The sequence below is a fragment of the Erwinia sp. L03-1 genome (genome assembly GCF_058686115.1).
Genome location: NZ_CM178762.1, coordinates 2,762,665 through 2,786,048 on the forward strand (window position 1 = coordinate 2,762,665; position 23,384 = coordinate 2,786,048).

Here is a 23,384-nt window from a genome sequence, read left to right on the forward strand (position 1 = left end):
CCGCGCTGTTCCGCAGGAATTACTTAGCGATGACCTTGCGACCGCGGTAGTAACCATCCGCAGTGATGTGGTGACGCAGATGCGTTTCGCCAGAAACTTTATCTACGGAAAGAGTTGCTGTAGTCAGAGCATCGTGCGAACGACGCATGCCACGCTTGGAACGGGTTGGTTTATTCTGTTGTACGGCCATGGACCTTACTCCTAATTACTTACGCTTTAAACTGGCTAATACGGCAAATGGGTTTGGTTTTTCTGCCTCGGGAGGCAACTTACCAAAGACCATGTCCGCCTCGGACACTTCACAGTGTTCAGAATCATGCACCGGAACGACAGGCAGGGCGAGGATAATTTCATCTTCAACCACCGCCAGCAGATCGATTTCGCCAAACTCGTTGACCTCGATCGGCTCGTACGCTTCCGGCAGTGCTTCAGCCTGCTCGTCAGTAACGACAGGGCTAAAGCAGTACGTCACGTGGACATGTTGCGGAAAAGTTTGACCGCAGCGTTGGCAACACAGCGTAACGGAGACCGCAGCAGTACCCTTAAGTACCGCTAAACGCTGGTTATCAATCGCGAACGACATCTTACAATCAACATCACTGTCCACGCTCACTACCGATTCGGTAATACGCTCCACCTGTTCAGGGGTGTAAACGCCCTGGTAGTCCAGGCGCTTTTGAGCGGTACGAACCGGATCGAGAGTCAGGGGTAATTTTACCTTTTGCATAGGGCGCGCATATTAACTTTGTAACGAGATAGAGTCAAAGAAAAAGGCCGCTTTACGACATCTTTCACCCATAATTCGCATCCAGTGCGGCGCACAGTTTAAAATGCGCCGCTCAGATCCGCTATCTATTCCGGAAAAAAATATGACCCAACTGGTTTTAGCTTCAACCTCTCCTTTCCGCCAGGCGCTGTTAGCGAAGCTGGCATTGCCTTTTATTACCGCAGCACCTGAGGTGGATGAAACGCCGCAGCCCGGTGAATCGGCCACTGCGCTGGTAACGCGTCTGGCCGAAGCGAAAGCCCGGGCGCTGGCCGGGCGCTATTCTGACCATCTGATTATTGGCTCCGATCAGGTTTGCGTTATTGACGGAAAAATAACCGGCAAACCCCATACGCCGGAAAAGGCCCGTCAGCAATTGCGGCGTGCCAGTGGCCATAGCGTGGTCTTTTATACCGGACTGGCGCTGTTCGAGAGCCGGAATAATCGCTTACAGGTTATTTGTGAACCCTTCAGCGTCGATTTCAGGGAGTTAACCGACCGCGAAATTGAAAATTATATCGACAGAGAGCAGCCGCTAAGCTGCGCGGGCAGTTTTAAATGTGAAGGACTGGGAATTACGCTATTTGATCGGTTGTCGGGACGCGATCCCAATGCGCTGATAGGATTACCGCTGATCGCGCTGTGCGACATGCTGCGTCAGGCAGGCATGGATCCGCTTGGGTAGCTTCAGGGCAGGCCTCTCCTGCCCTGAAAATGAGGATTATCTTGCGGGAGAAGTTTTGCGCAGCACGTCAAGGCAGCGTTTTAGTTCGCCATCCAGCGGCGCTTCAACCCGCATCACCTCGCCCGTGTCAGGATGGGTAAACTTAAGCGCGGCCGCATGCAGAAACAGTCTTTTCAGCCCGGTTGGGGCTAAATGTTGATCAAAGTCGCGTTCACCATAGCGATCGTCACAGGCAATCGGATGCCCGGCATGCAGCGTATGTACGCGAATCTGGTGGGTACGGCCGGTCACCGGGCTGGCCTTCACCAGCGTGGCACAGGCGAAACGCTCTTCAACCTTAAATCGGGTTTCTGAGGGTTTACCCTCGCTGTTAACCCGAACAATCCGCTCACCGCTTTGCAGAATATTTTTAAGCAGCGGCGCCTGGACAGATTTAATATGCGAAGGCCACTGGCCACGCACCAGCGCCAGATAATCCTTCTGCATGCTTTTCTCACGCAGCTGCTCATGCAGCGCGCGCAGGGCGGAACGTTTTTTGGCGACCAGCAGCAGACCGGAGGTATCGCGGTCCAGACGGTGTACCAGCTCAAGAAACCGCGCCTCGGGCCGCAGCGCGCGCAGGCCTTCAATTACGCCGAAGCTCAGGCCACTGCCGCCGTGTACCGCCGTGCCTGACGGTTTGTTGATCACCAGGAGATAATCATCCTCATAAAGGATAGCGCTGGCGAGGGCGGCAACCTTATCCAGCTTCGGCGAAATGGCCGCATCTTCACGTTCGGCAACCCGCACGGGAGGAATGCGAACCTCATCCCCCGGCTGTAGCTTATATTCGGGTTTAATTCGACCTTTGTTCACCCGCACTTCGCCTTTACGCAAGATGCGGTAAATCATGCTTTTCGGCACGCCCTTAAGCTGAGTGCGTAAAAAATTATCAATGCGCTGTTCAGCCTCATCGACGGTAATGGTCACGATGCGTACTGCTGGAGTATTGGTTTTCATGGTCGGCGATTCTAATTACCGCGCCACCATAGCGCCACTTCTTTTTCTGTGCTTAACTGACAGTGACTCTTTATGTAAGGGAATTTTTCGTCCAGTTTTTAGGCAATTTGCATTCGTGTGAGGCAAATCGCGTTTAAATGGACAATAAACTGCCTGTTGCAGGAAAAGTCACCTTGCTAACACAGGGTTGGCGATGGAATAATGAGAATCGTTTCCTCGCTAAACCTTGTGAAACAAGTAAATATAACCAAATTATCGGGAACGTCTTAAGGACGGCGAGTGCGAACAGCGCGATGAGCTTACAGGGTAAGCAAGTCGGGTGAGTTAACGCGACCCGCTCCGGGCCTTATCCGATAGGAAGGATATAGTGTAATAATAAGTTTTGCCGGATAGCCCTTACACGCAGCAATGGCGTAAGACGTTTTGGGTAATCAGGCATTTAGCGGGCTGCGGGTTGCAGCCTGGACGACAAGACGGGACTGGTTCACGCGGTTTGATGCTGGCAGTTCCTCCTTTTAAAAGCGCTGTTTTTCCAAATGAAAAACAGGCTGCCGAGAATTAGCACCCCTGGAGACGCCGACACCCGTGAGGTTGGCGGCGCTGCGATGAGTCTCGGGGTCATCGGTCGATCGCGTCCAGCGTTACTATTGCCCGTAGCTTTGTCACTAATGCAAGAATAATGAGTAAGTTACGATGAAAAGAATGTTAATTAACGCATCTCAGCAAGAGGAGTTGCGTGTTGCCCTGGTGGATGGTCAGCGCTTGTACGACCTGGATATTGAAAGCCCGGGGCACGAACAAAAGAAAGCGAATATCTATAAAGGCAAAATTACCCGTATTGAACCCAGTCTTGAAGCCGCCTTCGTCGACTACGGCGCTGAGCGACATGGCTTTCTCCCCCTCAAAGAAATTTCTCGCGAATACTTTCCCAGTAACTACGCCTCTCACGGTCGCCCTAATATTAAGGAAGTCCTGCGTGAGGGTCAGGAAGTCATTGTTCAAATTGATAAAGAAGAGCGCGGAAATAAAGGCGCAGCCCTGACCACCTTTATCAGTCTGGCCGGTAGCTATCTGGTGCTGATGCCAAATAACCCGCGCGCGGGTGGCATCTCTCGCCGTATCGAAGGAGACGACCGCACCGAACTGAAAGAGGCGCTTTCCGCGCTGGAACTGCCGGAAGGGATGGGTCTGATTGTCCGCACCGCCGGCGTTGGCAAGTCAGCCGAGGCGTTGCAGTGGGATCTTAGCTTCCGCATGAAGCACTGGGAAGCGATTAAAAAAGCCGCTGAAAACCGCCCTGCCCCATTCCTGATCCATCAGGAAAGCAACGTTATCGTGCGCGCTTTCCGTGACTACCTGCGTCAGGATATCGGCGAAATCCTGATTGATAATCCTAAAGTCCTGGAGCTGGCCCGTCAGCATATCGCTGCGCTTGGCCGTCCGGACTTCAGCAGCAAGATTAAACTCTATACCGGTGAAATCCCGCTGTTCAGCCACTACCAGATTGAATCGCAGATTGAATCCGCTTTCCAGCGTGAAGTTCGCCTGCCTTCCGGTGGGTCGATTGTTATTGATACTACCGAAGCGCTGACCGCCATTGATATTAACTCCGCACGCGCTACCCGCGGCGGCGATATTGAAGAAACGGCGTTTAATACTAACCTGGAGGCATCCGACGAGATCGCCCGCCAGCTGCGCCTGCGCGATTTGGGCGGGCTGATCGTTATCGACTTCATTGATATGACGCCGGTTCGCCATCAGCGTGCGGTTGAAAACCGTCTGCGTGACGCCGTCCGTCAGGATCGTGCCCGCATTCAGATCAGCCATATTTCACGTTTCGGCCTGCTGGAAATGTCACGCCAGCGCCTCAGCCCGTCGCTGGGTGAGTCAAGCCACCACGTCTGCCCGCGCTGTAGCGGTACCGGAACCATTCGTGATAACGAGTCCCTGTCGCTCTCTATTCTTCGACTGATTGAAGAAGAAGCGCTGAAGGAAAATACCAAAGAAGTCCACGCCATCGTGCCGGTGCAAATCGCCTCTTACCTGCTTAATGAGAAACGTGAAGCGGTGAGCGCGATTGAAAAGCGCCAGGGCGGCGTTCGCGCCATCATCGTGCCAAACGATCAGATGGAGACGCCGCACTACTCCGTCCTGCGCGTACGTACGGGCGAAGAGACGCAGACGCTCAGCTACCACCTGCCGAAGCTGCATGAAGCCGAGATGGCGCTGCCGTCTGAAGAAGATCACGCTGAGCGCAAGCGCCCGGAGCAACCTGCTCTGGCGGCCTTTGTCATGCCTGATGCTCCGCCAATGCCGCAGGAAAAAGTCCCTGAAGCGCCAGCAATCGCTGCACCTGAAGCGACAGCCGCGCCAAAAGCCCCTGCTGCTGCGTCCGAAGGTAGCCTGCTGGGCCGCTTCGTCCGTGGCCTGAAGAAGATGTTTGCGGGCGAAGAGAAGCCGCAGGTCGCTGAGGCTCAGCCAGAAGTCGTGGAAGAGAAGGCGCCCGTCGCCGCGCCAGCCGCCCCGCGCGGTGAGCGCCGTAACAATCGCCGACAGAATAATCGTCGCGACCGTAACGGTGAGCGTGGTGAACGCTACGGCGATCGCAACAGCAGCGAACGCAATAACGACCGTAACGAACGTAACAACGACCGTGGCGAGCGTAACAACGACCGTAACGAACGTAACAACGACCGTAACGAACGTAACAACGACCGTGGCGAGCGTAACAACGATCGTAACGAACGTAATAACGACCGTGGCGAGCGTAACAACGACCGTAACGAACGTAATAACGACCGTGGCGAGCGTAACAACGACCGTAACGAACGTGGTGAGCGCAATAACAACCGTGGCGAACGCAATAATGACCGTGGGGATCGTAACGCGAACCGCAACGAACGTATGGTCCGCGATCGCGATCCTGCTGCTGAAGGCCGCGAAGATACCCGTCGTAACAAGCGCAACGTCGTCGTTCAGGATGAGGTCCGCGAAGAGGTTCAGTTAACTGACGAAGCCGCCATCGAGCAGCAACCGCGTCGCGAACGCAACGATCGTTCACGCCGCCGCCAGGATGATAAACGTCCGACGGTGCAGGAAGATCAGCTGCAAGAACCGGCAGTGCTGGAAGAGGTTGCTGAAACCAGCGACGACACCGTTGAGGTGATGCCGCGCCGTAAACCGCGCCAGCTAAACCAAAAAGTGCGTATCGAAACCGCTGAGCAGACTGCTGCGCGCTCTTTCAACACCGAAGAGAGCACGTCAGAACCTTCCGACGAAGAAAAGCCTGTCGCTGTAGAACCCGTGGCCGAAGCCGATGAGGGAGACGAGCGTGACAGCATGCCGCGTCGCTCACGTCGTTCGCCTCGCCATCTGCGCGTCAGCGGACAGCGCCGTCGTCGCTATCGTGACGAGCGCTATCCAAATCAGTCGCCGATGCCACTGACTTTCGCAGCCGCTTCCCCGGAAATGGCTTCAGGTAAAGTGTGGATCTCCTACCCGGTTGCGCAGGTAACTGATGAGCACGCTGAGCCCGAGCAGTCTGTTGTGCCTGAGTATGGCCATCAGGATCAGGCAGACGCTTTCGCCGTTGCAGAGGGTGCCGATCAGTCAGCTCTGAATCAGGGTGAGGCAGAGCCGGTGCATATCGCCGAACCTCAGCCGGAAGAGAAGCCGCAGGTGACGCTGGTTAATACCGACGAAACGGATGCGATTGACGCGCCGGTAAATCAGCAGCCTTCGGTGATTTCGGCCGCTGATGAACAGACTGCGAAAAGCATCTCTGAACAGGCCGTTGCTGCTAATGAGATCAAACCCGTTGTAGAAGCATCGGTCAGTCCGTCTGTAGAGCCCACCGACCGTTCGTCATCAGAAACGCGTATTGCCGACGCCGCCAGCCAGCTGGCTGCCGACAGTGCCGCTGATGTGAACGCCGGGACGCGAGAAGACGTGCCTTCACGCTCCGCTGCGCTGGAAGCGACCTCTGAGCCCCATGCGCCGGTTCCGGCCCGTGACGAGCCTGCTTCGGCCCCGGCTGAAGCCGCTGCTGCCCAGCGTGACTCCGCGCCTGCGCAGGGTGAAACGCCTGCTGCCCAGCGTGAATCCGCGCCTGCGCACGTTGAAACGCCTGCTGCACAGCGTGAATCCGCGCCTGCGCACGTTGAAACGCCTGCTGCACAGCCTGAATCCGCGCCTGCGCACGTTGAAACGCCTGCTGCACAGCCTGAATCCGCGCCAGCGCAGGGTGAAACTGCCGCTGTTCAGCATGAATCCGCGCCGGTAACTCAGGCGTCAGCTTCCGCTCCGCAGGCTGGCGAAAGTCAGCCAGTGGCCGAAAGCAACAGTGCATTTGCCCCTGCGCAGTCCCCTGCCGCAGAGCCCGCTACTGTTACCAGCGCTCCCGATGCAGAATCTGCCGCGGCGGCGCCGGTCGCCAGCGAAGCGGTAGTGGCTGAGAATGCGCCGGTTTCCGCCTGGAAGCATCATGCCGCCGCGCCAATGACCAAAGCACCTGCGCCTGATTATACGCCTGAGTCCGACTCGTCACGCCAGGGTGACTGGGTACGTCCGGCCTATAACTTTGACGGTAAAGGTGCAGCGGGTGGACATGCTGCAACGCACCAGGCCACCGCGCCTGCAACGCGCCCGCAGGATTAACCCTCTCTGCTAATAAAAGCCCTGGTCAGTTGACCGGGGCTTTTTTTTATCTTCCCCGTCGCGATACCGATACTAATACTGATACTGATACTGATACTGATACTGATACTGATACTGATACTGATACTGCACGACCGACTGCATTGCTATCCGGCCAACAGTGCGGGTGCCGGTGTTGAGTTGGGTTTACAGCATGTCATTGAACAGAGGTGTCGCTGAGTAGGTTTAGAGGTGTCGGGCTGAGTAGGTTTAATGCGCTGATTTGGCTGAACGAAAAGCCACTCCAAACAGAGACAGAGATGAAGCCATGCTGAATCGCTAAACGGGGATAATGCAGACAAAAAAAACCCGCTATCGGATGGTTAGCCCCAATAGCGGGAGAAGGTGAACGTACCCGGTTTAAGCACGTTCAAATTAAAGTGACTAGCCGTTCAGTTTAAACAGGGACATGCTGGACATGTCGGTAAAGACTTTATAAGAGGCCTGCAGGGCCGTCTGCTGCATGGTGTAGGACGAGATAGCGCTGGTGTAATCCACGTCAACCAGCCCGCTCATTTCCGTTGCCTGATTGGTGGCGGTGTCGTCACCTTTTGAATTCAGGTTATCCAGCTCATTAAGCTGCGTACCCAGCTCGGAACGCACTTTCAGCACGTTGTTTAGCGAGTTACTTAATCCCCGGCTGGTTTTGTCAATCGCAGCGCTGGCTGCCGTAGTTGCCGCATCATCGGCGCTGGCCAGCGGCGTATTCAGCGAGGCAATCGCCGTATCCAGGGTGTTGAAGATATTCCCTTCGCTGGTACTGCCGTCCGGCTCCGCTTTAGCGTTGCTGGTCAGCGACATAAAGACCTGGCTACCGGTATGGCTGGTCACCATGGTGCGGTTAGCATCCACTTTCTGCGTAATTGCAGTAGTGCCGCCGGTATAGGAGACGCTGCCGCTGGCATCGGTGGTAAAGGGCGCGCTGTTGGTCTTATAACCAGCGAAAATATAGCTGCCATTGCCATCGGTAGAGTTTGCCAGGTTGAGCAGCTGCGCGCGGATCCCGGTCAGCTGTGTAGCATAGGATGCGCGGTCATCATCTGACAGCGTGCCGTTAGCCGCCGCAACCACCACGGTCTGCGCCTGCTGAATGACGCTGGTCACCTGCTGTAGCGTGGTCTCTTCCTGCGAGATCCCGTTAGTCGCAAAGGTTCTCGCGGTTTTATACTGCGTGTTCTGGGACTGAGCCTGCCCCAGCACGACCGCCTGGGCTGCCGCAACCGGGTCATCAGACGGGGTCACCACGCGCTTACCGGAAGAGAGCTGTTCACCGACCTTCAGCCAGCTCGCCTGCGAACTGCTGATGCCGCGCATCTGCTGATCGTAGATCATGGAAGTACTGAGACGCATGACGGATTCCTTAATTCAGTTATCAGCTAATGGCGCTGATAAGCGCATTGAAAATGGTGCTGGCAGTCTGCAGGACCTGGGCGTTAGCCGAGTAATACTGCTGATAGCGAGTCAGATTGCCGTACTCTTCATCCAGATTAACGCCGGAAACCGACTGCTGCTGATTGGTCAGCTGAGTTACCACATTGGTCTGGGTGGTACTGGTCGCTTCCAGATTGCTGGTTTTGTTACCAATATTCGCCACCATGCTGGCATAGCCCTGGGTCAGGGTGCTGTTGCTGTTGATGACCTTTTTGGTTTGCAGATCTAAAAGCGACTGAGCGTTGGTGTTATCACTCACTCCATCATCGGCACCGGCGGCGGCAACTTTAGACTCATCGGTAATATTCACGTCCATATTAACTATGACGTCAGAGACCGGTTTCACCAGAAAGCTGTCTTTCGCCGCCGGGGTGCCGCTGACCGTCAGCTGCAGGCCGTCAAAGGCCAGCGTGGAGTTACCGCTGCTGTCGGTGCCAGAGGTGGCGGTTACGCTGGCATTATCCGACAGGCGCGTTACGTTCCAGTTTGACCCGTCGTAGCTCACCTTGTAATTGGAGGCCTGCACCTTACTGGTATCGGTCCACGCGGCGCTGACGGAGGCGGTGCTGGTATTTTTGGTATTGGCCGTGACTGACGGGCTGCCGAGTTTAAAGAAAGCCTCGCCCTTGTCGCCGTTCACGTCATAGCCCGCTTCATGCTGGGTGTTAAAGCTGTCGCCCAGCGTCATCGCCAGCTGCCCCAGCTGATTACGGGTATTATCCAGATCGGTGCGAAACGACAGCAGGCCACCCAGCGAGCCGGTGGTCACCAGCTTTTCAGGAATTTCGGTGGTGGCGCCGGTGACGGCGTCAACGGTGGCGAGGGTGGTCCGGTTTGGATCGCTGCTCGATGGCACGGCGGCCAGCTGGCTGGCGCTGTCGCCCTGCACCAGTGAGATACCGTTGCCCATGCTGATGTTGTAGCTGCCGCCATCCTGCTGACTGACGGTCACACCCACCAGGTTATTCAGAGAACTGACCAGCTGATCGCGCTGATCCAGCAGATCGTTCGGCTCGCTGCCCGCGCCCGCACCCTTTAATTTGGTGATCTGCTGGTTAATATTCGCAATCTGTTTGGTATAGCTGTTTACCTGGTCGACGGTAGAGGAAACGGACGTATTCAGGCTGCTGTCGAGATTACGCAGATAGGTATCCGTCACCTGGAACTGATTGACCAGGCCGTCGGCCTTGCCCAGCACGGTCTGACGCGCGGACGAATCGCTCGCGTTACTGACCAGCGTCTGTAGCGAGGAGAAGAAGTCCTGCATATTGGTCGATAAGGTGTTGGTGGTGCTGGAGAACATTTTATCGATATTAGACAGCTGATTGTACTGCGTGGTCAGCGCGCTGGACTGCGTGCTGGCGTTGCGCAGCTGATTAGTAATAAAGGCATCATACTCCCGGTTGACGCTGGAAACGGAGACGCCGTTACCCACATAGCTCGCGCCGGTCAGCGTGCTGTTTGCCTGCGCCAGAATCGTCGTCTGACGCGAATAACCGGCAACGCTGTAGTTACTGATGTTATTACTGGTGGTGTTTAACGCGGCCTGAGCGGCGCTTAACCCGGACATCGCGGTATTGATTAAATTAGACATCTCGGTTCCTTTTGTACCCAGGCCACGGCACGGGCAGGTAAGAAGATTCTGCGGCTGCGCTTAACGCAAATCCGGCTTGTTAGAGTTATCGGTTAAACCGCGACAAACTTGAGCAATTAATCAGAACAAATCGCCAATATCCTGGGTATAGGCTTTAACCACTTTTTCACCCATGCTTTTGAATTGATGGATCATCCCCACCAGCTTTTGGGCATATTTTGGATCGGTAGCATAGCCCGCTGCCTGCAGGGCCTGCGCCCCCTGTTCCGGGGTGGAGGCGGTAGTCACGGCGGAGTAGCGTGGGTTATTGGCGATCAGCTTGACATAATCATTGAGCGCGTCGAAATAGGAGTCGTAGACGCGGAATTTGGCCTTCACTTTCACCGCCTCGCCGTTCTCATATTCAGTGGTGGTAATTTCGGTGCTCTTGCCCTGCCAGTTTGCACCCGCTTTGATACCGAACACGTTGTAGCTCGGTTTGCCCTCGGCGGTGCGGATCTGCCGCTGCCCCCAGCCGGACTCCAGCGCGGCCTGCGCCAGGATCAGGTGATGCGGGATCCCACTCTGGGCGCTGGCCAGCTGCGCCGGCTGTGAAAGCTGGGCGATGAAATCGCTGCTGTCGCCGCTGAGTGGCGTCTCGGACGAGGGTAAACGCGGCACCGCACGGCGAACGATCTGTTCCATCGCCAGCGGCGGCAGCGTGTTGATGAAGTTTTTATCCAGCATCATCGGCACGGTGCCCGCTTTTTCATCCAGCGGCTGCGCCTGCTCCATCTGCTTAACCATCATATCAGCCAGACCCAGCCCCTTAGAGGCGATCTGTTGCCCAATCTGCTGATCGTACATTGAGGTGTAGAGCCGCGTCTGCTCCGTGCTGAGCAGGCCATCCTGCGGCAGGGCCTCACGCATGCTTTTCAGCATCATCTGTACGAACATCCCTTCCACCTGTTTAGCCACTTCCCGGGCATGCGCCTTCGGGTCGCCGCTGGCCTGCCGTTTAAGGTTGTTAAGCGAGCGGCTGTCGTACGCCGCCCCCATCAGAGATTGAGAATCGCTCATCAGATGATTTCCAGTTTGGCATGCAGGCAGCCGGCACTCTGCATGGATTGCAGAATAGACATCAGATCGATAGGCGTTGCGCCCAGCGCGTTAAGCGCCCGCACCACGCTGTTCAGGTTCGCGCTGGCGTTCACGCTTTGCAGTGCCCCACCGCTCTGACGCAGGTCAATTTGCGTCTGCGGCGTGGTGACCGTCTGGCCCCCGGCAAAAGGCGTATTCGGCTGGCTAACGTTCTGCTGCTGGTTCACCGTCACCGACAGGTTGCCCTGGGCAATGGCGCAGCTGCTGAGCATCACTTCGCGATTCATTACCACCGTACCGGTCCGCGAGTTGATAATCACTTTCGCATCCTGAATCGGCACTGAGACGTCGATATTCTGAATATCCGCCAGCAGGCGAACCTGCGAGGTACCGTTGGCAGAAACCTGCACCTGCACCGTACGACCATCCAGCGCCTGAGCGGAACCGTAGCCGCTATGGGCGTTAATCGCATCGCTGATCCGCTGCGCCATGCTGAAGTCTTCATCATTCAAAAACAGGTTGATAACGCTTTGCGTGCCGAAGTTAGTCGGCAGTTCGCGCTCAATGGTCGCGCCGCCGGTTATGCGGCCACCGTTAACCTGGTTGACGGTTACGCTGCTTCCGCCCGCGGAGGCACCCGCACCGCCGACCAGAATGTTCCCCTGCGCCAGCGCGTAAACCTGATTATCCACCCCTTTTAAAGGCGTCATCAGCAGCGTACCGCCGCGCAGGCTTTTGGCGTTACCCATAGAGGAAACGACTACGTCAATCACCTGACCCTGACGGCCAAAGGCGGGCAGCTTCCCGGTCACCATTACCGCAGCCACGTTTTTAAGCTGCATATTGGTGCCCGCAGGCACGGTGATCCCGAGCTGCGAGAGCATGTTGTTCAGGCTCTGCGTGGTAAAGGGCGTCTGGGTTGTCTGATCACCGGAGCCGTCAAGGCCCACGACCAGCCCGTAGCCAATCAGCGAGTTATCACGCACGCCGCCCACGGTAGTCAGATCGCGAATGCGATCCGCCTGAGCCAGGGTGCTGATACCCGCCAGCAGCAGCAGGGCAAACTGAAAAATAATCTTACGCATTGTAGCCTCTTAGTACGGTGACAGGTTCAGGAAGAACCGTTGCAGCCAGCCCATGGTCTGCGCTTCATTGATATAGCCGTTGCCGACGTATTCAATGCGGGCATCCGCCACCTGCGTCGACACCACGCTATTGCTGCCGCTGATGGTGCGCGGGTTAACGACGCCCGAGAAGCGGATAAATTCCGTCCCCTGGTTAATCTCGATCTGCTTCTCACCGACGACTTTCAGGTTACCGTTTGGCAATACCTGATTAACGGTAACGGTGATGGTGCCGGTAAAGGTGTTATTCGCGGTCGCGCCGCCCTTGCCGGCGAAGTCATTCTTACCGCTGGCGTCAATATTGGTTTTGCTGCCACCCAGCAGCCCGGTCAGGGCACTTGGTAATGCGGTCAGGCCCAGCGTACTGCTGCCGTCACGCCCTGCTGACGCGGTCGAGCTTTTGCTCGCGCTGACGTTTTCCTGCAGGGTAATGGTCAGCGTATCGCCGATATTACGTGGGCGTCGATCTTCGAACAGCGGCTGGTAACCGTAGTTCATCGGCATCACGCCCTGAAAAATAGAACCGTTAACCACCATTGGCGAAGCAGGCAGCGGCTGGGCCGTTGTCGACCCATCGACCAGGGGCTTACGGGGAACCAAAGCACAACCGTTAAGCGTCAGGAGCAGCGTTGCTACCAACAAACGTCCAGGCACTGAAATTTGCTTCGCCATGGAATCACTACCTTTAATCATCAGAAGTTCTTTTATTAACGGCCGGGAAAACCGGCCGCCATAACCTTAAAATTTCGACCCGGAACAGGCGGGTTGTGCAGTGCGACTATTACAGCTGCGTCAGCTTAGCCAGCATCTGATCGGAGGTGCTGATGGCCTTACTGTTGATTTCATAAGCGCGCTGGGTCTGGATCATACTGACCAGCTCTTCCGCAACGTTAACGTTGGACGTTTCGACATAGCCCTGATAGAGCAGGCCCGCGCCGTTGTTACCGGGCGTACTGTCGGTTGGCGCACCGGAGGCCTGCGTCTCCTGGTAGAGGTTTTCACCCTTACTTTCCAGGCCAGCATCGTTAATAAAGGTGCTCAGCGTCAGCTGCCCAACCTGCACCGGCTGCGTCTGGCCCTGCTGGGTGACGCTGACCACGCCATCGCGCCCCACGGTCATGCTCAGGGCGTTAGCCGGAATGGTAATTGCAGGCTGCACGGGGAAGCCGCCGTTGGTCACCAGCTGACCGTTCTGGTCGGTCTGGAAGGAGCCATCGCGGGTATAGGCCAGCGTGCCGTCGGGCATCTGTACCTGGAAGTAACCCTGACCACTGATCGCCACATCTTTCGACGAATCGGTTTTGTTCAGGTTACCCTGGGTATGTAAGCGCTCGGTGGCGACCGGGCGCACACCCGTACCCAGCTGCATGCCTGAGGGCAGCGTTGTCTGCTCAGAGGACTGCGCGCCAGGCTGGCGAATAGTCTGGTACATCAAATCTTCGAACACCGCACGCTGGCGTTTAAAGCCGTTGGTGCTGACGTTGGCCAGGTTGTTCGAGATGACGTCCATATTTGTTTGCTGGGCGTCAAGGCCAGTTTTGGCAATCCACAAGGAACGGATCATTTAGGTTTCCTCTGCACTTAGCTCATTGACAGCAGCTGATTAGCGCGTTGTTCATTCTCATCGACGCTTGAGATCACTTTCATCTGCATCTCGAAGCGGCGTGCGTTGGCGATCATATCGACCATGGTTTCAACCGGTTTGACATTGCTGCCTTCCAGTACGCCTGGCATCACCTGTATGGTCGGGTCGCTTTGCAGGACGGCACCGCGCTGCGTCTGCGCGCTCGCGGTCAGACGGAACAGCCCGTCATCCCCGCGAGTCACTTCATTGCCGGTGGCTTTCACCAGCTTCAGACGTCCCAGCTGGACAGTGGCATTCGGCGGATCGCCCGGGTTCAGCGCGGTAATAGAGCCATCAGCCGCAATGGTCACCTCAGACCCCTGCGGCACGGCAATCGGTCCGCCGTCGCCCATCACCAGGTTACCCTGGATGGTGAGCTGCCCGGCCGGGTCGAGCTCCATATTGCCGTTGCGCGTATAGGCTTCGCTGCCATCGGGCGCACGCACGGCCAGCCAGCCGTCCTCACGCACGGCGACGTCCAGCGGGCGCTCGGTATAGTCCAGCGAGCCCTGCGACATGTCGGCACCGGGTGTTGATGCGGTGACCAGCGTGCGCGTTGGCAGCGAAAGACCCTGCACCGGCACCGCCCGCAGCGCGTTAAGCTGCGCACGGAAGCCGGGGGTTGAGGCGTTAGCCAGGTTACTGGCCGTCACTGCCTGCTGTTCGAGGGTCTGACTGGCAGCCCCCATGGCGGTATATATCGCGTGATCCATAAGACGATCCTGTTAGCCGAATTAACGCAGGTTGACCAGGGTGTTGAGGATCTGGTCCTGAGTTTTGATAGTCTGGGCGTTAGACTGATAGTTACGCTGGGCGACGATCATATTGACCAGCTCTTTACTCAGGTCGACGTTGGATGACTCCAGCGCGCCTGCGGTCAGGGTGCCGAGGTTACCGGTACCGGCAAGCCCTACCAGTGCCTGACCGGACGAGTTCGTCGCAGACCAGACGTTGTTGCCCTCTGACTTGAGTCCTTCCGGGTTGGCAAAGTTAGCCAGCGCAATCTGCCCCAGCGTCTGGGACTGCTCGTTTGAGTAGTTACCGACTACGGTGCCGTCGTTGTTAATCTGATAGCTGGTCAGTTCGCCCGGCTTATAACCGTTCTGAGTCGGGTTACCAAAGGTGCTGGTACCGGTGTTCTGCTGCTGGCTGTTTAACATGCTCAGCGAGAACGTCTGGGCTGCGGAACCATTCAGGGACGCCATGCTCAGCGTCTGGTTAGCATCGGAAGTCAGCTGACCGCTGCTGTTAAAGGTCATGTTAAACGAACCAGCGGCAGCACCGGTGCTGGCATCCTGCGCGTTAACGGTCCAGTTGTTATCACTCGACTTGACGAAGTAGAGATTCATGGTGTGGGCGTTACCCAGTGAATCATACGTGGTCATTGATGCCTTGCTGTTGTAGGTGTCAACGTTGGTTGCATCAAAAGGCGTCGTCGTGGGGACGCTGTCGGTAGAGTTGAGGTTAGCCACCAGTGCCGCTGTAGTGGTCGCTTTTGCTGACATCGCGGTGGTCGGTACGCTCAGCGCCACCGGCGTAGCGCCGGTCTGGACGGTTGGCGGCGTGCCGGTTGCCGGATAGCCGGTCAGCTGCAGGCCCGCTGCGTTAACGATATTGCGGTTTTCATCCAGTGTGAACTGGCCATTACGGCTGTAGTAGACCGCACCGGTGGTATCGGTCATACGGAAGAAACCTGACTGGCTGATCGCCACATCCAGCCCGCGGCTGGTAGACGTGGTTGTACCGTCGTTAAAGTCCTGCGTAACCGCAGCCACCTTGACGCCCAGCCCAACCTTGGAGTCGGCAAACATATCCGCAAAGGAGACGGTGGCGGATTTAAAGCCCACGGTCGCGGAGTTCGCAATGTTGTTACCTATTACGTCAAGATTGCTGGAGGCGGCGTTAAGACCGCTGACTGCCTGTGAAAATGCCATGTGTAATCTCCTGGAAAGGGTTAATTAAATAATCTGACGAACGTTCGCGACGGTACTGGTGCCCATCGTACCGAGGTCTAAAACGGCACCGCTCGTGTCGTTAGTCACCCCATTAACCAGTGCATAATTCAGCGGCTGCGCAACCAGTTGACCGGTCGCGTTGCTGGCGCTGATTGACACGTTGTATTTGCCATCTGCCGCCGCCGTGCCATCGGATGACGAGCCATCCCATGAGAAGGTGTGCACGCCCGCAGTCAGCGCACCCAGATTGATGGTCTGCACCACCTTGCCTGTCGAATCGCTGATGGTAGCCGTGGTGGCGGTAGAGGCCTGCTCCAGACTGACGCCAAATGGCGTGGTCTGACTGCTGCCCACTAAGACCTGCGAACCATCAACCATCACGCCTTTACCGATAAGCGCGGAGGCCTGCAGAGACTGCCCGCTGTTGATCTGCCCGGAGATCGATCCCAGCGTGGTATTCAGTTTCTCAATACCGCTCAGGGTATTGATCTGCGCCAGCTGGGTGGTCAGCTGACTGTTATCCATCGGATTAGTCGGGTCCTGGTTTTTTAACTGTGTCACCAAAAGCGTTAAAAAGTTACTTTGAAGATCGGCAGACGACGTATCGGTGGTCGAGGTGGTGGTAATTGAGCTGTTATCCAGCTTTTCATTTACGCCTACAGCAATGCCCATTAGCGAGCTCCTTATTGACCCATCGTCAGGGTTTTCATCATCATTTGCTTAACGGTGTTTAACACTTCGACGTTAGCCTGGTAGCTGCGTGAGGCCGAAAGGGTGTTCACCGTTTCCCCGACTACGTCAACGTTAGGCATTTTTACGTAGCCTTTCGCATCCGCCATGGGATTGCCCGGTTCATAGACCAGCTTTGCTGGTGTGGGATCGTCAACCACCTGGGAAACACGTACGCCGCCGGTGGGTGAGCCGGGCTCAGCATTGGTCTGAAAGACCACCTGCTTTGCCACATACGGCTGACCGTCAGGCCCGGTAACGCTGTCGGCGTTAGCCAGGTTACTGGCGCTGACGTTGAGCCGCTGCGACTGTGCGTTCATCGCCGATCCCGCAATATCAAAAATATTGAGTAAAGACATCGATTATTGCCCCTGTAGCACGGACATCATGCTTTTGATCTGGCTGCTGATAACGGTCAGATCGGTCTGATATTTCAGGCTGTTGTCCGCAAACTGCGTACGTTCGCGGTCCATATCAACCGTGTTGCCATCCATCGACGGCTGATCCGGGATGCGGTACATCAGGTCCATGGAGGCGGGTTGCAGCGTTTCTGCGGGAATATGGCGTGCCGACGTAACCGCCAGCGACAGCCCCGATCCTTGTGCCCGCCCCTGCTCCATCACCTTGTTCATCTGACTGGCGAAATCAATATCGCGAGCCTGATAGCCAGGGGTGTCAGCATTGGCGATGTTAGATGCCAGGATTTCCTGCCGCTGGGCACGCAGGTTTAACGCTTCGGTATTAAACCTGAGTGCCGCGTCCAGTTTGTCGAGCATGCGTCCTCCGCAAATGAGAATTTAGAGCTGACAGCATAAGCGCGTGAGGGGAAGACTTATCGTCAGAATAGCGCCTAAAAGCGTTGCTAATTTGCGCCTTGACCTGGGGCAACAGTCAGTACAATGGCTTTCATGTTGAGATGCGGGAAGAAAAAATGCGCGCCTTAAGCCTGCTTGTAATGTGCCTGACCGGACTGCTCACGCTGTCGGCCGGCGCCGAAGACCTGACCGGTCAGTTAAATCAATTTTTTAAATCCCGCTATGGGGAAAACGGCCAGAGTGCCGATACCCTTAGCGTGGTAGTAAAAACGCCGCAGGCACAGTGGCCAGACTGCACTGCCCCGCAGTTCTCACTCCCCGGTAACAGCCGGATGTGGGGTAGCATGAGCGTCGCCGCAAACTGCGGACAGAACCGTCGCTATATTCAGGTCCAGGTTCAGGTGACCGGCGATTATATCGTCGCTGCCCGCCAGGTGGCTCGCGGTACCGCCCTCACGCCCGCCGATGTCAAAATTGAGCACGGTCGGCTGGATACCCTGCCCGCCCGTGCGGTGATGTCAGCGGATGAGATTGCCGATGCGGTCACCCTGCGCGACTTTTTGCCAGGACAGCCGGTTACGCTGATGATGGTCAGACAGCCCTGGCGGGTTAAGGCGGGTCAGAACGTGACCGTAACCGCCAGCGGCGAGGGCTTTAACGTCTCCAGCGAGGGGCAGGCCATGAATAATGCCACCGCCGCCCAGCTGGTGCGCGTGAGAATGAGTTCAGGGCAGATTGTGAATGGTAAAGTTGGCGCGGATGGGAATATTCTGATAACGCTATAAAGGACTAAAGATGGCTTCAGTTCTGCCGATAGTGTAATTAACAGACATAGTACACTTATCTTATCTGGCCGCTTTCAGGCCTGAGCATACAGGAGCCAGACATGAGCATCGACAGAACTCAACCTTTGAACCCAGCGGCTACCGTTCAGACGCGTGATACTAACGAAACGGCAGCACCGAAGGCACGTCAGGTCGAGACGAAAACTACCCCGTCCGCTACCCAGGTTGTACTGAGCGGCGCGCAGTCACAGCTGACCAAATCCAGCTCGCAGGATATTAACACCGCGCGCGTGGAAGAGCTGAAAACCGCCATTCGCAATGGCGACCTGAAAATGGACAGCGGTAAAATCGCTGATGCCCTGATTCAACAGGCAAAAGATTCGATAGAAGGTAACTAACCGGATGGATAAGCTGCTGAACGCGCTTGATAAAATGCTTGAAGTGCTATCGAACCTGGCCGACGTCATGATGGCAGAGCAGCAACAGCTCTCAGGCGGACAGGTCAACAGCAGCTTGCTCCAGCGTATTACCGAAGATAAAAGCTCCCTGCTGGCCACGCTCAATTTTATTGAGCAGCTGCGGCGCGATGCGGAAAAAGAGGCCGGGCTACATGCGCCCTACAGCCTTCAGCCGGAGATGGCGAAGCGCTGGGCCGCTATTCAGGAGCAGACCGTTAAGCTGCGTGATACCAACCTGCACAACGGACTGCTGCTTAATCATCAGATTGGCTTTACCGAGCAGGCGCTGGAGGTGCTTAAGCCCCACCAGACGCAAAAATTCTATGGCCCGGACGGTCAGGCAACCTCGAGCGGTTTTATCAGTCGTAAAGTCTGATTAACGTTTCTGCCCTGCCTTTCCGAACCGCTTCCGACCCCGGCGCAGCAAACGTTGCGCCGGGGTCTTTTTATGATGCCGTACGCCGCGCGTAATCGCCCACGCGAAAGCCCAGCAGCGCCAGAACGATGAAGTAGACGCCGCCGCCCACCGCACAGACGCCCGCCAGTCGCACCAGCCGCCAGAGCATATTGCCGCTCGCCCAGTCAGGCATAATCATCATCATACCGACCAGCGCAGCGGCCATCGCGACTACCGCCAGCAGCAGGCGTACCAGGAAGCTTGTCCAGCCCGGCTGGGGCTGAAAGATTTTTTGCTTACGCAGCTGCCAGTAGAGCAGCGAGGCATTCAGACAGGCCGCCAGCCCAATCGACAGCGACAGTCCGGCATGCTTAAGCGGACCGATAAAAGCCAGATTCATCAGCTGCGTCACTATCAGGGTGACAACGGCAATTTTAACCGGCGTCTTGATGTTCTGACGTGAGTAGAAACCGGGAGCCAGTACCTTCACCACGATGAGTCCCATCAGGCCAACTGAGTACGCCACCAGCGCCCGCTGGGTCATCGAGGCATCAAAGGCGGTGAACTTGCCGTACTGAAACAGTGCCACGGTGAGCGGTTTTGCCAGGATCCCCAGCGCGACCGCGCTGGGTAACGCCAGCAGGAAGCAGAGCCTTAACCCCCAGTCCATCAGGCGGGAATATTCGTCATGATTGCCGCTGGAAAAGCTTTTCGCCAGGGAGGGCAGCAGAATAGTGCCCAATGCCACGCCCAGAACGCCGGAGGGGAACTCCATCAGGCGATCGGCATAGTACATCCAGGAGACTGAACCGGAGACCAGAAACGAGGCGAAAATGGTGTTGATAATCAGTGATATCTGGCTGACCGATACGCCAAGTATCGCTGGCCCCATCTGGCGCATCACCCGCCAGACGCCCGCGTCCTTAAGATTGAGTCGCGGCAGCACCAGCATGCCAATTTTCCGAAGGTGCGGCAGCTGATAACCCAGCTGTAGCACGCCGCCCGCGACCACGGCCCACGCCAGTGCCAGCACGGGGGGATGGAAATGCGGTGCGGCAAACAGGGCAAAACCGATCATACTGACGTTTAATAGCGTCGGAACGAACGCAGGTACCGAAAAGCGGTTCCAGGTATTCAGGATCGCACCCGCCAGCGATGCCAGGGAAATCAGCAGGATATAGGGAAAGGTGATGCGCAGCAGGGACGAGGTCAGGGCAAATTTATCCGCCGTATCGGCAAATCCCGGCGCGGTAATCAGAATAACCCAGGGTGCGGCCAGCATGCCCAGCACCGTGACCAGTGCCAGCGCCAGCGTGAGCAGGCCGGAGACATAGGCAACAAAGATTCTGGTCGCCTCTTCCCCCTTCTGACTTTTGTATTCCGCCAGGATCGGTACAAACGCCTGAGAAAACGCGCCCTCAGCAAAGATACGCCGCAGCAGGTTGGGCAGTTTAAACGCCACAAAAAATGCATCCGTTGCCATCCCGGCACCAAATATTCTTGCCACAATGGCATCGCGGGCAAATCCCAGCACGCGCGAAAACAGGGTCATCGAGCTGACCGCCGCTAGCGATTTCAACAGGTTCATGGTCTTCCTGGTTCTTGGTGATAAATGACGACGTAAGACACGACTGAGCACAGGTCTTTCGCGCTCGGGCCGGCATAGTCTACTGATGCTGAAGGAAATAACCACATTCGTTTGTTACAGTCAATTATTCGCGCTCGCTTTCACGCCACAGTTTCTCAACGATACGCTGTGCCATCAGTGCCTGATCACCCGAGGTCTGCGGCGGCGTCTGATTCTGCGCACAGTCGATAAAATGGTGCGCCGCGCCGGTAAAACCACGCAGTTGCGACGTGGTTTGCCAGCTGGGCACAGGGTCAGTAATTAGCTGGCCACCGCTCTCCTGCTGAAAGTTGCGCATGTCGCTGACGTTCCAGACGCTGCCATCCGTAATGGCCATGACGGATTCACGATCGGTTCCTGCCCGGCGGTGCATGCTGGTCGTTATCCTTGCCTGCCCCACCGTAAAGTGATGCTCCGCATACAGCATTTCGCCCAAATCGCTGGTCAGCAAACATCCGCCCTGCAGCTTGCCAACGCCGCCGCTTAGCCACAGCGCGGTGTCCACCACGTGCAAATAATCATCCAGCAGGGTAAAGAACAGATCGCGCGGGCCGACGCTATTGCTGCGGTGCTTATCCATTCTCAGCGACACCGGCGGCAGGCTGAGCTGCGCTTTTAGCTGTAGATAACGTGGCGCAAACCGGCGATTAAACGCCACCATCAGCCTGCGTCCCCGGCGATGGGCCAGCTCCACCAGCTGTTCCGCTTCATCTAACGTTGCCGCCAGCGGTTTATCCACGCAGACATCCACGCCCGCCAGCAGCAGCTGTTTAACAATAGCGAAATGCGTCTCGGTTGAGGTGTGAACGAACGCGGCATCACAGCTGGCGGCCAGCGCATCCAGCTGCGAGAAAAGCGGTATACGGTAGCTGTCACAGAGGATTTTGGCTTTTTGCTGGCTGGGAGAAAAGGCCCCGGCGATATGCCAGCCCGTGGTCTGCGTCACCACCGGTAGCCAGGCTTTCTGCGCAATATTACCCAATCCGACAATGCCTATACGAAGTTGACTCATTACGTCGCGTCTCGGTTATGTTCGTCAGGAGGTGTTATCCCCGACGTTCGGGTGTCCATTCGCTGGCGGTCAGGGCCGTCAGCACGTGATCCTGCCAGCGACCATCAATCAGCAGGTAATCCTTTGCATAACCCTCTTTTACAAAACCCAGCCGGGCCAGCAAATCGCCGCTGCGATGATTATGCGGCATGTAGTTTGCCATAATGCGATGGATGCGCTGCTGGCGCTGCATATAGCGAATCGCCGACTGTAGCGCTTCAAACATCATTCCCTGCCCCTGCCACTGCTGCCCCAGCGAATAGCCCAGGTAGCAGGCATGGAAGGATCCCCGTACCACGTTGCTGAAGTTCGCCACGCCGCGAACCGCGTTTTCTTCCGGATCCATCACCATAAAATAGAATGCGCTGGCCTGTCGGTGCATTTCGGTGATCAGACCGAGCCTGGCCTGCCAGCCGGAGGGGTAACAGTGACTTTCGTCCCGCACCGGCTCCCAGGGTTTAAGAAAAGCGCGGTTTTCAGCGTAATAGTCTGCCAGACGCCATGCATCGCGCTCATGGACCAGGCGAACAACCAGTCTGTCCGTAGTCAGGCGCACTTTGGGCGCAGCGGATCGATAGCCAAACATCATTTCTCCTGAAATGGCCAGATGACATTTTTCACGACATCCCTCGCTCACACCCACTGAGCCGCTCAGGGCCGCATTCAGGGAGGGAGATGACTGACCTCACTATAGCCGCCCGCAGCGCGACAGGTAACTGGATCCCGTTAAAAACCTTCAAACTTTTACATTTGCCGCTAAATACCGCCGTCGGTTTGCCCTGCCCGCTAATCTCTTCCATACTTACCCTTTGTAAACTCAGAATAATTCGAGGAGGGTTTCTTGAAACTTTACATCTACGATCACTGTCCGTTCTGCGTAAAAGCCCGCATGATTTTCGGCCTGAAAAACATCCCTGTTGAGCTGATAGTGATGCTCAGTGACGATGTGGCCACGCCTGAGAAGCTGATTGGCCAGAAAATGGCACCGATCCTGATGAAAGAAGATGGCAGCTGCATGCCCGAAAGTCTGGATATCGTTGAATGGGTGGATAAGCGGGATGGCGAACCTCTCCTGACCGGCTCTACCAATCCCGCCATTAGCGAATGGCTGCGCCGCGTGAATGGCTATCTCAACAAACTGCTGCTGCCGCGTATTGCTGCGGCCTCCTTTGCCGAATTCGCGACGCCCGAGGCGCGCCGCTACTTTCATGCTAAAAAGGAAGCCAGCCAGGGCAGCTTTGATGAACTCAAAAAGCATGCTGACGGCTATATCAAAAACGTCAACGACGATCTGCGCAAGCTCGATAAGCTCATTGTCCAGCCGAATGCGGTAAACGGTGAACTCTCTCTGGATGATATTCACCTGTTTCCGGTGCTGCGTTCGCTCAGCCTTATCGCCGGGATTGAGTACCCCAGCCGCGTGGCAGATTACCGCGACAATATGGCCAAACAGACCCAAATCAATTTGTTATCTTCGATAGCCGCCTGATCGATCGGGGCCGCGCCGTGCGGTCCTGCGTCATTTTGTTACCTGTTTCCCCTCCCTTTATCGGTTCTCCTGGTGACTCC

The 23,384-nt window shown here is 56.4% G+C and carries 23 protein-coding genes; 6 read left to right on the forward strand and 17 right to left on the reverse strand.

What is annotated here, in order from left to right:
- Positions 1-19: 19 nt before the first annotated feature.
- Positions 20-190 (reverse strand): 50S ribosomal protein L32, encoded by a 171-nt coding sequence (gene rpmF / locus AC4PCC_RS12745; RefSeq protein WP_073980962.1) that lies wholly within the window; start codon positions 188-190, stop codon positions 20-22.
- Between the two features lie 15 nt (positions 191-205).
- Positions 206-727 carry a 23S rRNA accumulation protein YceD gene (gene yceD / locus AC4PCC_RS12750; protein WP_492124771.1) on the reverse strand — a complete coding sequence of 174 codons (522 nt, stop codon included), beginning with the start codon at positions 725-727 and terminating at the stop codon, positions 206-208.
- Positions 728-869: 142 nt separating this feature from the next.
- Between yceD and AC4PCC_RS12755 the strand changes: the two genes are divergently transcribed.
- Positions 870-1,451, forward strand: a complete 582-nt coding sequence (locus AC4PCC_RS12755) for a Maf family protein (protein ID WP_492124772.1) — start codon at positions 870-872, stop codon at positions 1,449-1,451.
- A gap of 36 nt (positions 1,452-1,487) precedes the next feature.
- Here the strand turns inward: AC4PCC_RS12755 and rluC are convergent, their stop codons facing one another.
- Positions 1,488-2,450, reverse strand: a complete 963-nt coding sequence (gene rluC, locus AC4PCC_RS12760) for a 23S rRNA pseudouridine(955/2504/2580) synthase RluC (RefSeq protein WP_492124773.1) — start codon at positions 2,448-2,450, stop codon at positions 1,488-1,490.
- A gap of 693 nt (positions 2,451-3,143) precedes the next feature.
- Here rluC and rne point away from each other — a divergent pair.
- Positions 3,144-7,106 (forward strand): ribonuclease E, encoded by a 3,963-nt coding sequence (rne, locus tag AC4PCC_RS12765; RefSeq protein ID WP_492124774.1) that lies wholly within the window; start codon positions 3,144-3,146, stop codon positions 7,104-7,106.
- A 423-nt stretch (positions 7,107-7,529) separates the two neighbouring features.
- Here the strand turns inward: rne and flgL are convergent, their stop codons facing one another.
- The 11 genes from flgL to flgB form a co-directional block, all read right to left on the reverse strand.
- The gene (flgL, locus tag AC4PCC_RS12770; protein WP_492124775.1) at positions 7,530-8,495 is read right to left on the reverse strand and encodes a flagellar hook-associated protein FlgL; all 966 of its coding nucleotides are present in this window, start codon (positions 8,493-8,495) and stop codon (positions 7,530-7,532) included.
- Between the two features lie 22 nt (positions 8,496-8,517).
- Positions 8,518-10,170 (reverse strand): flagellar hook-associated protein FlgK, encoded by a 1,653-nt coding sequence (flgK, locus tag AC4PCC_RS12775; protein WP_492124776.1) that lies wholly within the window; start codon positions 10,168-10,170, stop codon positions 8,518-8,520.
- 120 nt (positions 10,171-10,290) lie between these two features.
- A complete protein-coding gene (flgJ, locus tag AC4PCC_RS12780; protein ID WP_492124777.1) occupies positions 10,291-11,229 on the reverse strand; it encodes a flagellar assembly peptidoglycan hydrolase FlgJ in 939 nt (312 codons plus the stop codon).
- Positions 11,229-12,335 (reverse strand): flagellar basal body P-ring protein FlgI, encoded by a 1,107-nt coding sequence (locus tag AC4PCC_RS12785; RefSeq protein ID WP_067703157.1) that lies wholly within the window; start codon positions 12,333-12,335, stop codon positions 11,229-11,231. The genes flgJ and AC4PCC_RS12785 overlap by 1 nt, the downstream gene beginning before the upstream one ends.
- A 9-nt stretch (positions 12,336-12,344) precedes the next feature.
- Entirely contained in the window at positions 12,345-13,046 is a 702-nt protein-coding gene (locus AC4PCC_RS12790) for a flagellar basal body L-ring protein FlgH (RefSeq protein WP_492124778.1), read from the reverse strand.
- A gap of 109 nt (positions 13,047-13,155) precedes the next feature.
- On the reverse strand, positions 13,156-13,938 hold the full coding sequence (flgG, locus tag AC4PCC_RS12795; protein WP_067703154.1) for a flagellar basal-body rod protein FlgG: 783 nt from the start codon (positions 13,936-13,938) through the stop codon (positions 13,156-13,158).
- A gap of 17 nt (positions 13,939-13,955) precedes the next feature.
- A complete protein-coding gene (locus AC4PCC_RS12800; protein WP_067703151.1) occupies positions 13,956-14,711 on the reverse strand; it encodes a flagellar basal body rod protein FlgF in 756 nt (251 codons plus the stop codon).
- A gap of 21 nt (positions 14,712-14,732) precedes the next feature.
- Positions 14,733-15,932 carry a flagellar hook protein FlgE gene (gene flgE / locus AC4PCC_RS12805; RefSeq protein ID WP_067703146.1) on the reverse strand — a complete coding sequence of 400 codons (1,200 nt, stop codon included), beginning with the start codon at positions 15,930-15,932 and terminating at the stop codon, positions 14,733-14,735.
- A gap of 24 nt (positions 15,933-15,956) precedes the next feature.
- The gene (flgD, locus tag AC4PCC_RS12810; RefSeq protein ID WP_492124779.1) at positions 15,957-16,625 is read right to left on the reverse strand and encodes a flagellar hook assembly protein FlgD; all 669 of its coding nucleotides are present in this window, start codon (positions 16,623-16,625) and stop codon (positions 15,957-15,959) included.
- Between the two features lie 11 nt (positions 16,626-16,636).
- The gene (gene flgC, locus AC4PCC_RS12815; RefSeq protein ID WP_067703140.1) at positions 16,637-17,041 is read right to left on the reverse strand and encodes a flagellar basal body rod protein FlgC; all 405 of its coding nucleotides are present in this window, start codon (positions 17,039-17,041) and stop codon (positions 16,637-16,639) included.
- A 3-nt stretch (positions 17,042-17,044) separates the two neighbouring features.
- Positions 17,045-17,458 (reverse strand): flagellar basal body rod protein FlgB, encoded by a 414-nt coding sequence (gene flgB, locus AC4PCC_RS12820; RefSeq protein WP_067703137.1) that lies wholly within the window; start codon positions 17,456-17,458, stop codon positions 17,045-17,047.
- A 155-nt stretch (positions 17,459-17,613) separates the two neighbouring features.
- On the opposite strand from flgB, the gene flgA reads away from it, so the two are divergent.
- The 3 genes from flgA (at position 17,614) to flgN (ending at position 19,116) form a co-directional block, all read left to right on the forward strand.
- A complete protein-coding gene (gene flgA, locus AC4PCC_RS12825) occupies positions 17,614-18,282 on the forward strand; it encodes a flagellar basal body P-ring formation chaperone FlgA (RefSeq protein WP_492124780.1) in 669 nt (222 codons plus the stop codon).
- Positions 18,283-18,383: 101 nt separating this feature from the next.
- Positions 18,384-18,680, forward strand: a complete 297-nt coding sequence (gene flgM, locus AC4PCC_RS12830; protein WP_067703134.1) for a flagellar biosynthesis anti-sigma factor FlgM — start codon at positions 18,384-18,386, stop codon at positions 18,678-18,680.
- A 4-nt stretch (positions 18,681-18,684) separates the two neighbouring features.
- Entirely contained in the window at positions 18,685-19,116 is a 432-nt protein-coding gene (gene flgN, locus AC4PCC_RS12835) for a flagellar export chaperone FlgN (RefSeq protein WP_067703132.1), read from the forward strand.
- Between the two features lie 70 nt (positions 19,117-19,186).
- Here flgN and murJ read toward each other — a convergent pair whose 3' ends face one another.
- The 3 genes from murJ to rimJ form a co-directional block, all read right to left on the reverse strand.
- Positions 19,187-20,725: a murein biosynthesis integral membrane protein MurJ gene (gene murJ, locus AC4PCC_RS12840; protein ID WP_492124781.1), complete on the reverse strand. Its 1,539-nt coding sequence runs from the start codon at positions 20,723-20,725 to the stop codon at positions 19,187-19,189.
- 124 nt (positions 20,726-20,849) lie between these two features.
- Positions 20,850-21,776: a Gfo/Idh/MocA family protein gene (locus AC4PCC_RS12845; protein ID WP_492124782.1), complete on the reverse strand. Its 927-nt coding sequence runs from the start codon at positions 21,774-21,776 to the stop codon at positions 20,850-20,852.
- 34 nt (positions 21,777-21,810) lie between these two features.
- Complete coding sequence (gene rimJ / locus AC4PCC_RS12850) at positions 21,811-22,401, reverse strand: ribosomal protein S5-alanine N-acetyltransferase (RefSeq protein ID WP_067703123.1); 591 nt, start codon at positions 22,399-22,401, stop codon at positions 21,811-21,813.
- Positions 22,402-22,656: 255 nt separating this feature from the next.
- Here rimJ and grxB point away from each other — a divergent pair, with 255 nt between their 5' ends.
- Complete coding sequence (grxB, locus tag AC4PCC_RS12855) at positions 22,657-23,304, forward strand: glutaredoxin 2 (protein ID WP_492124783.1); 648 nt, start codon at positions 22,657-22,659, stop codon at positions 23,302-23,304.
- Positions 23,305-23,384: the final 80 nt, after the last annotated feature.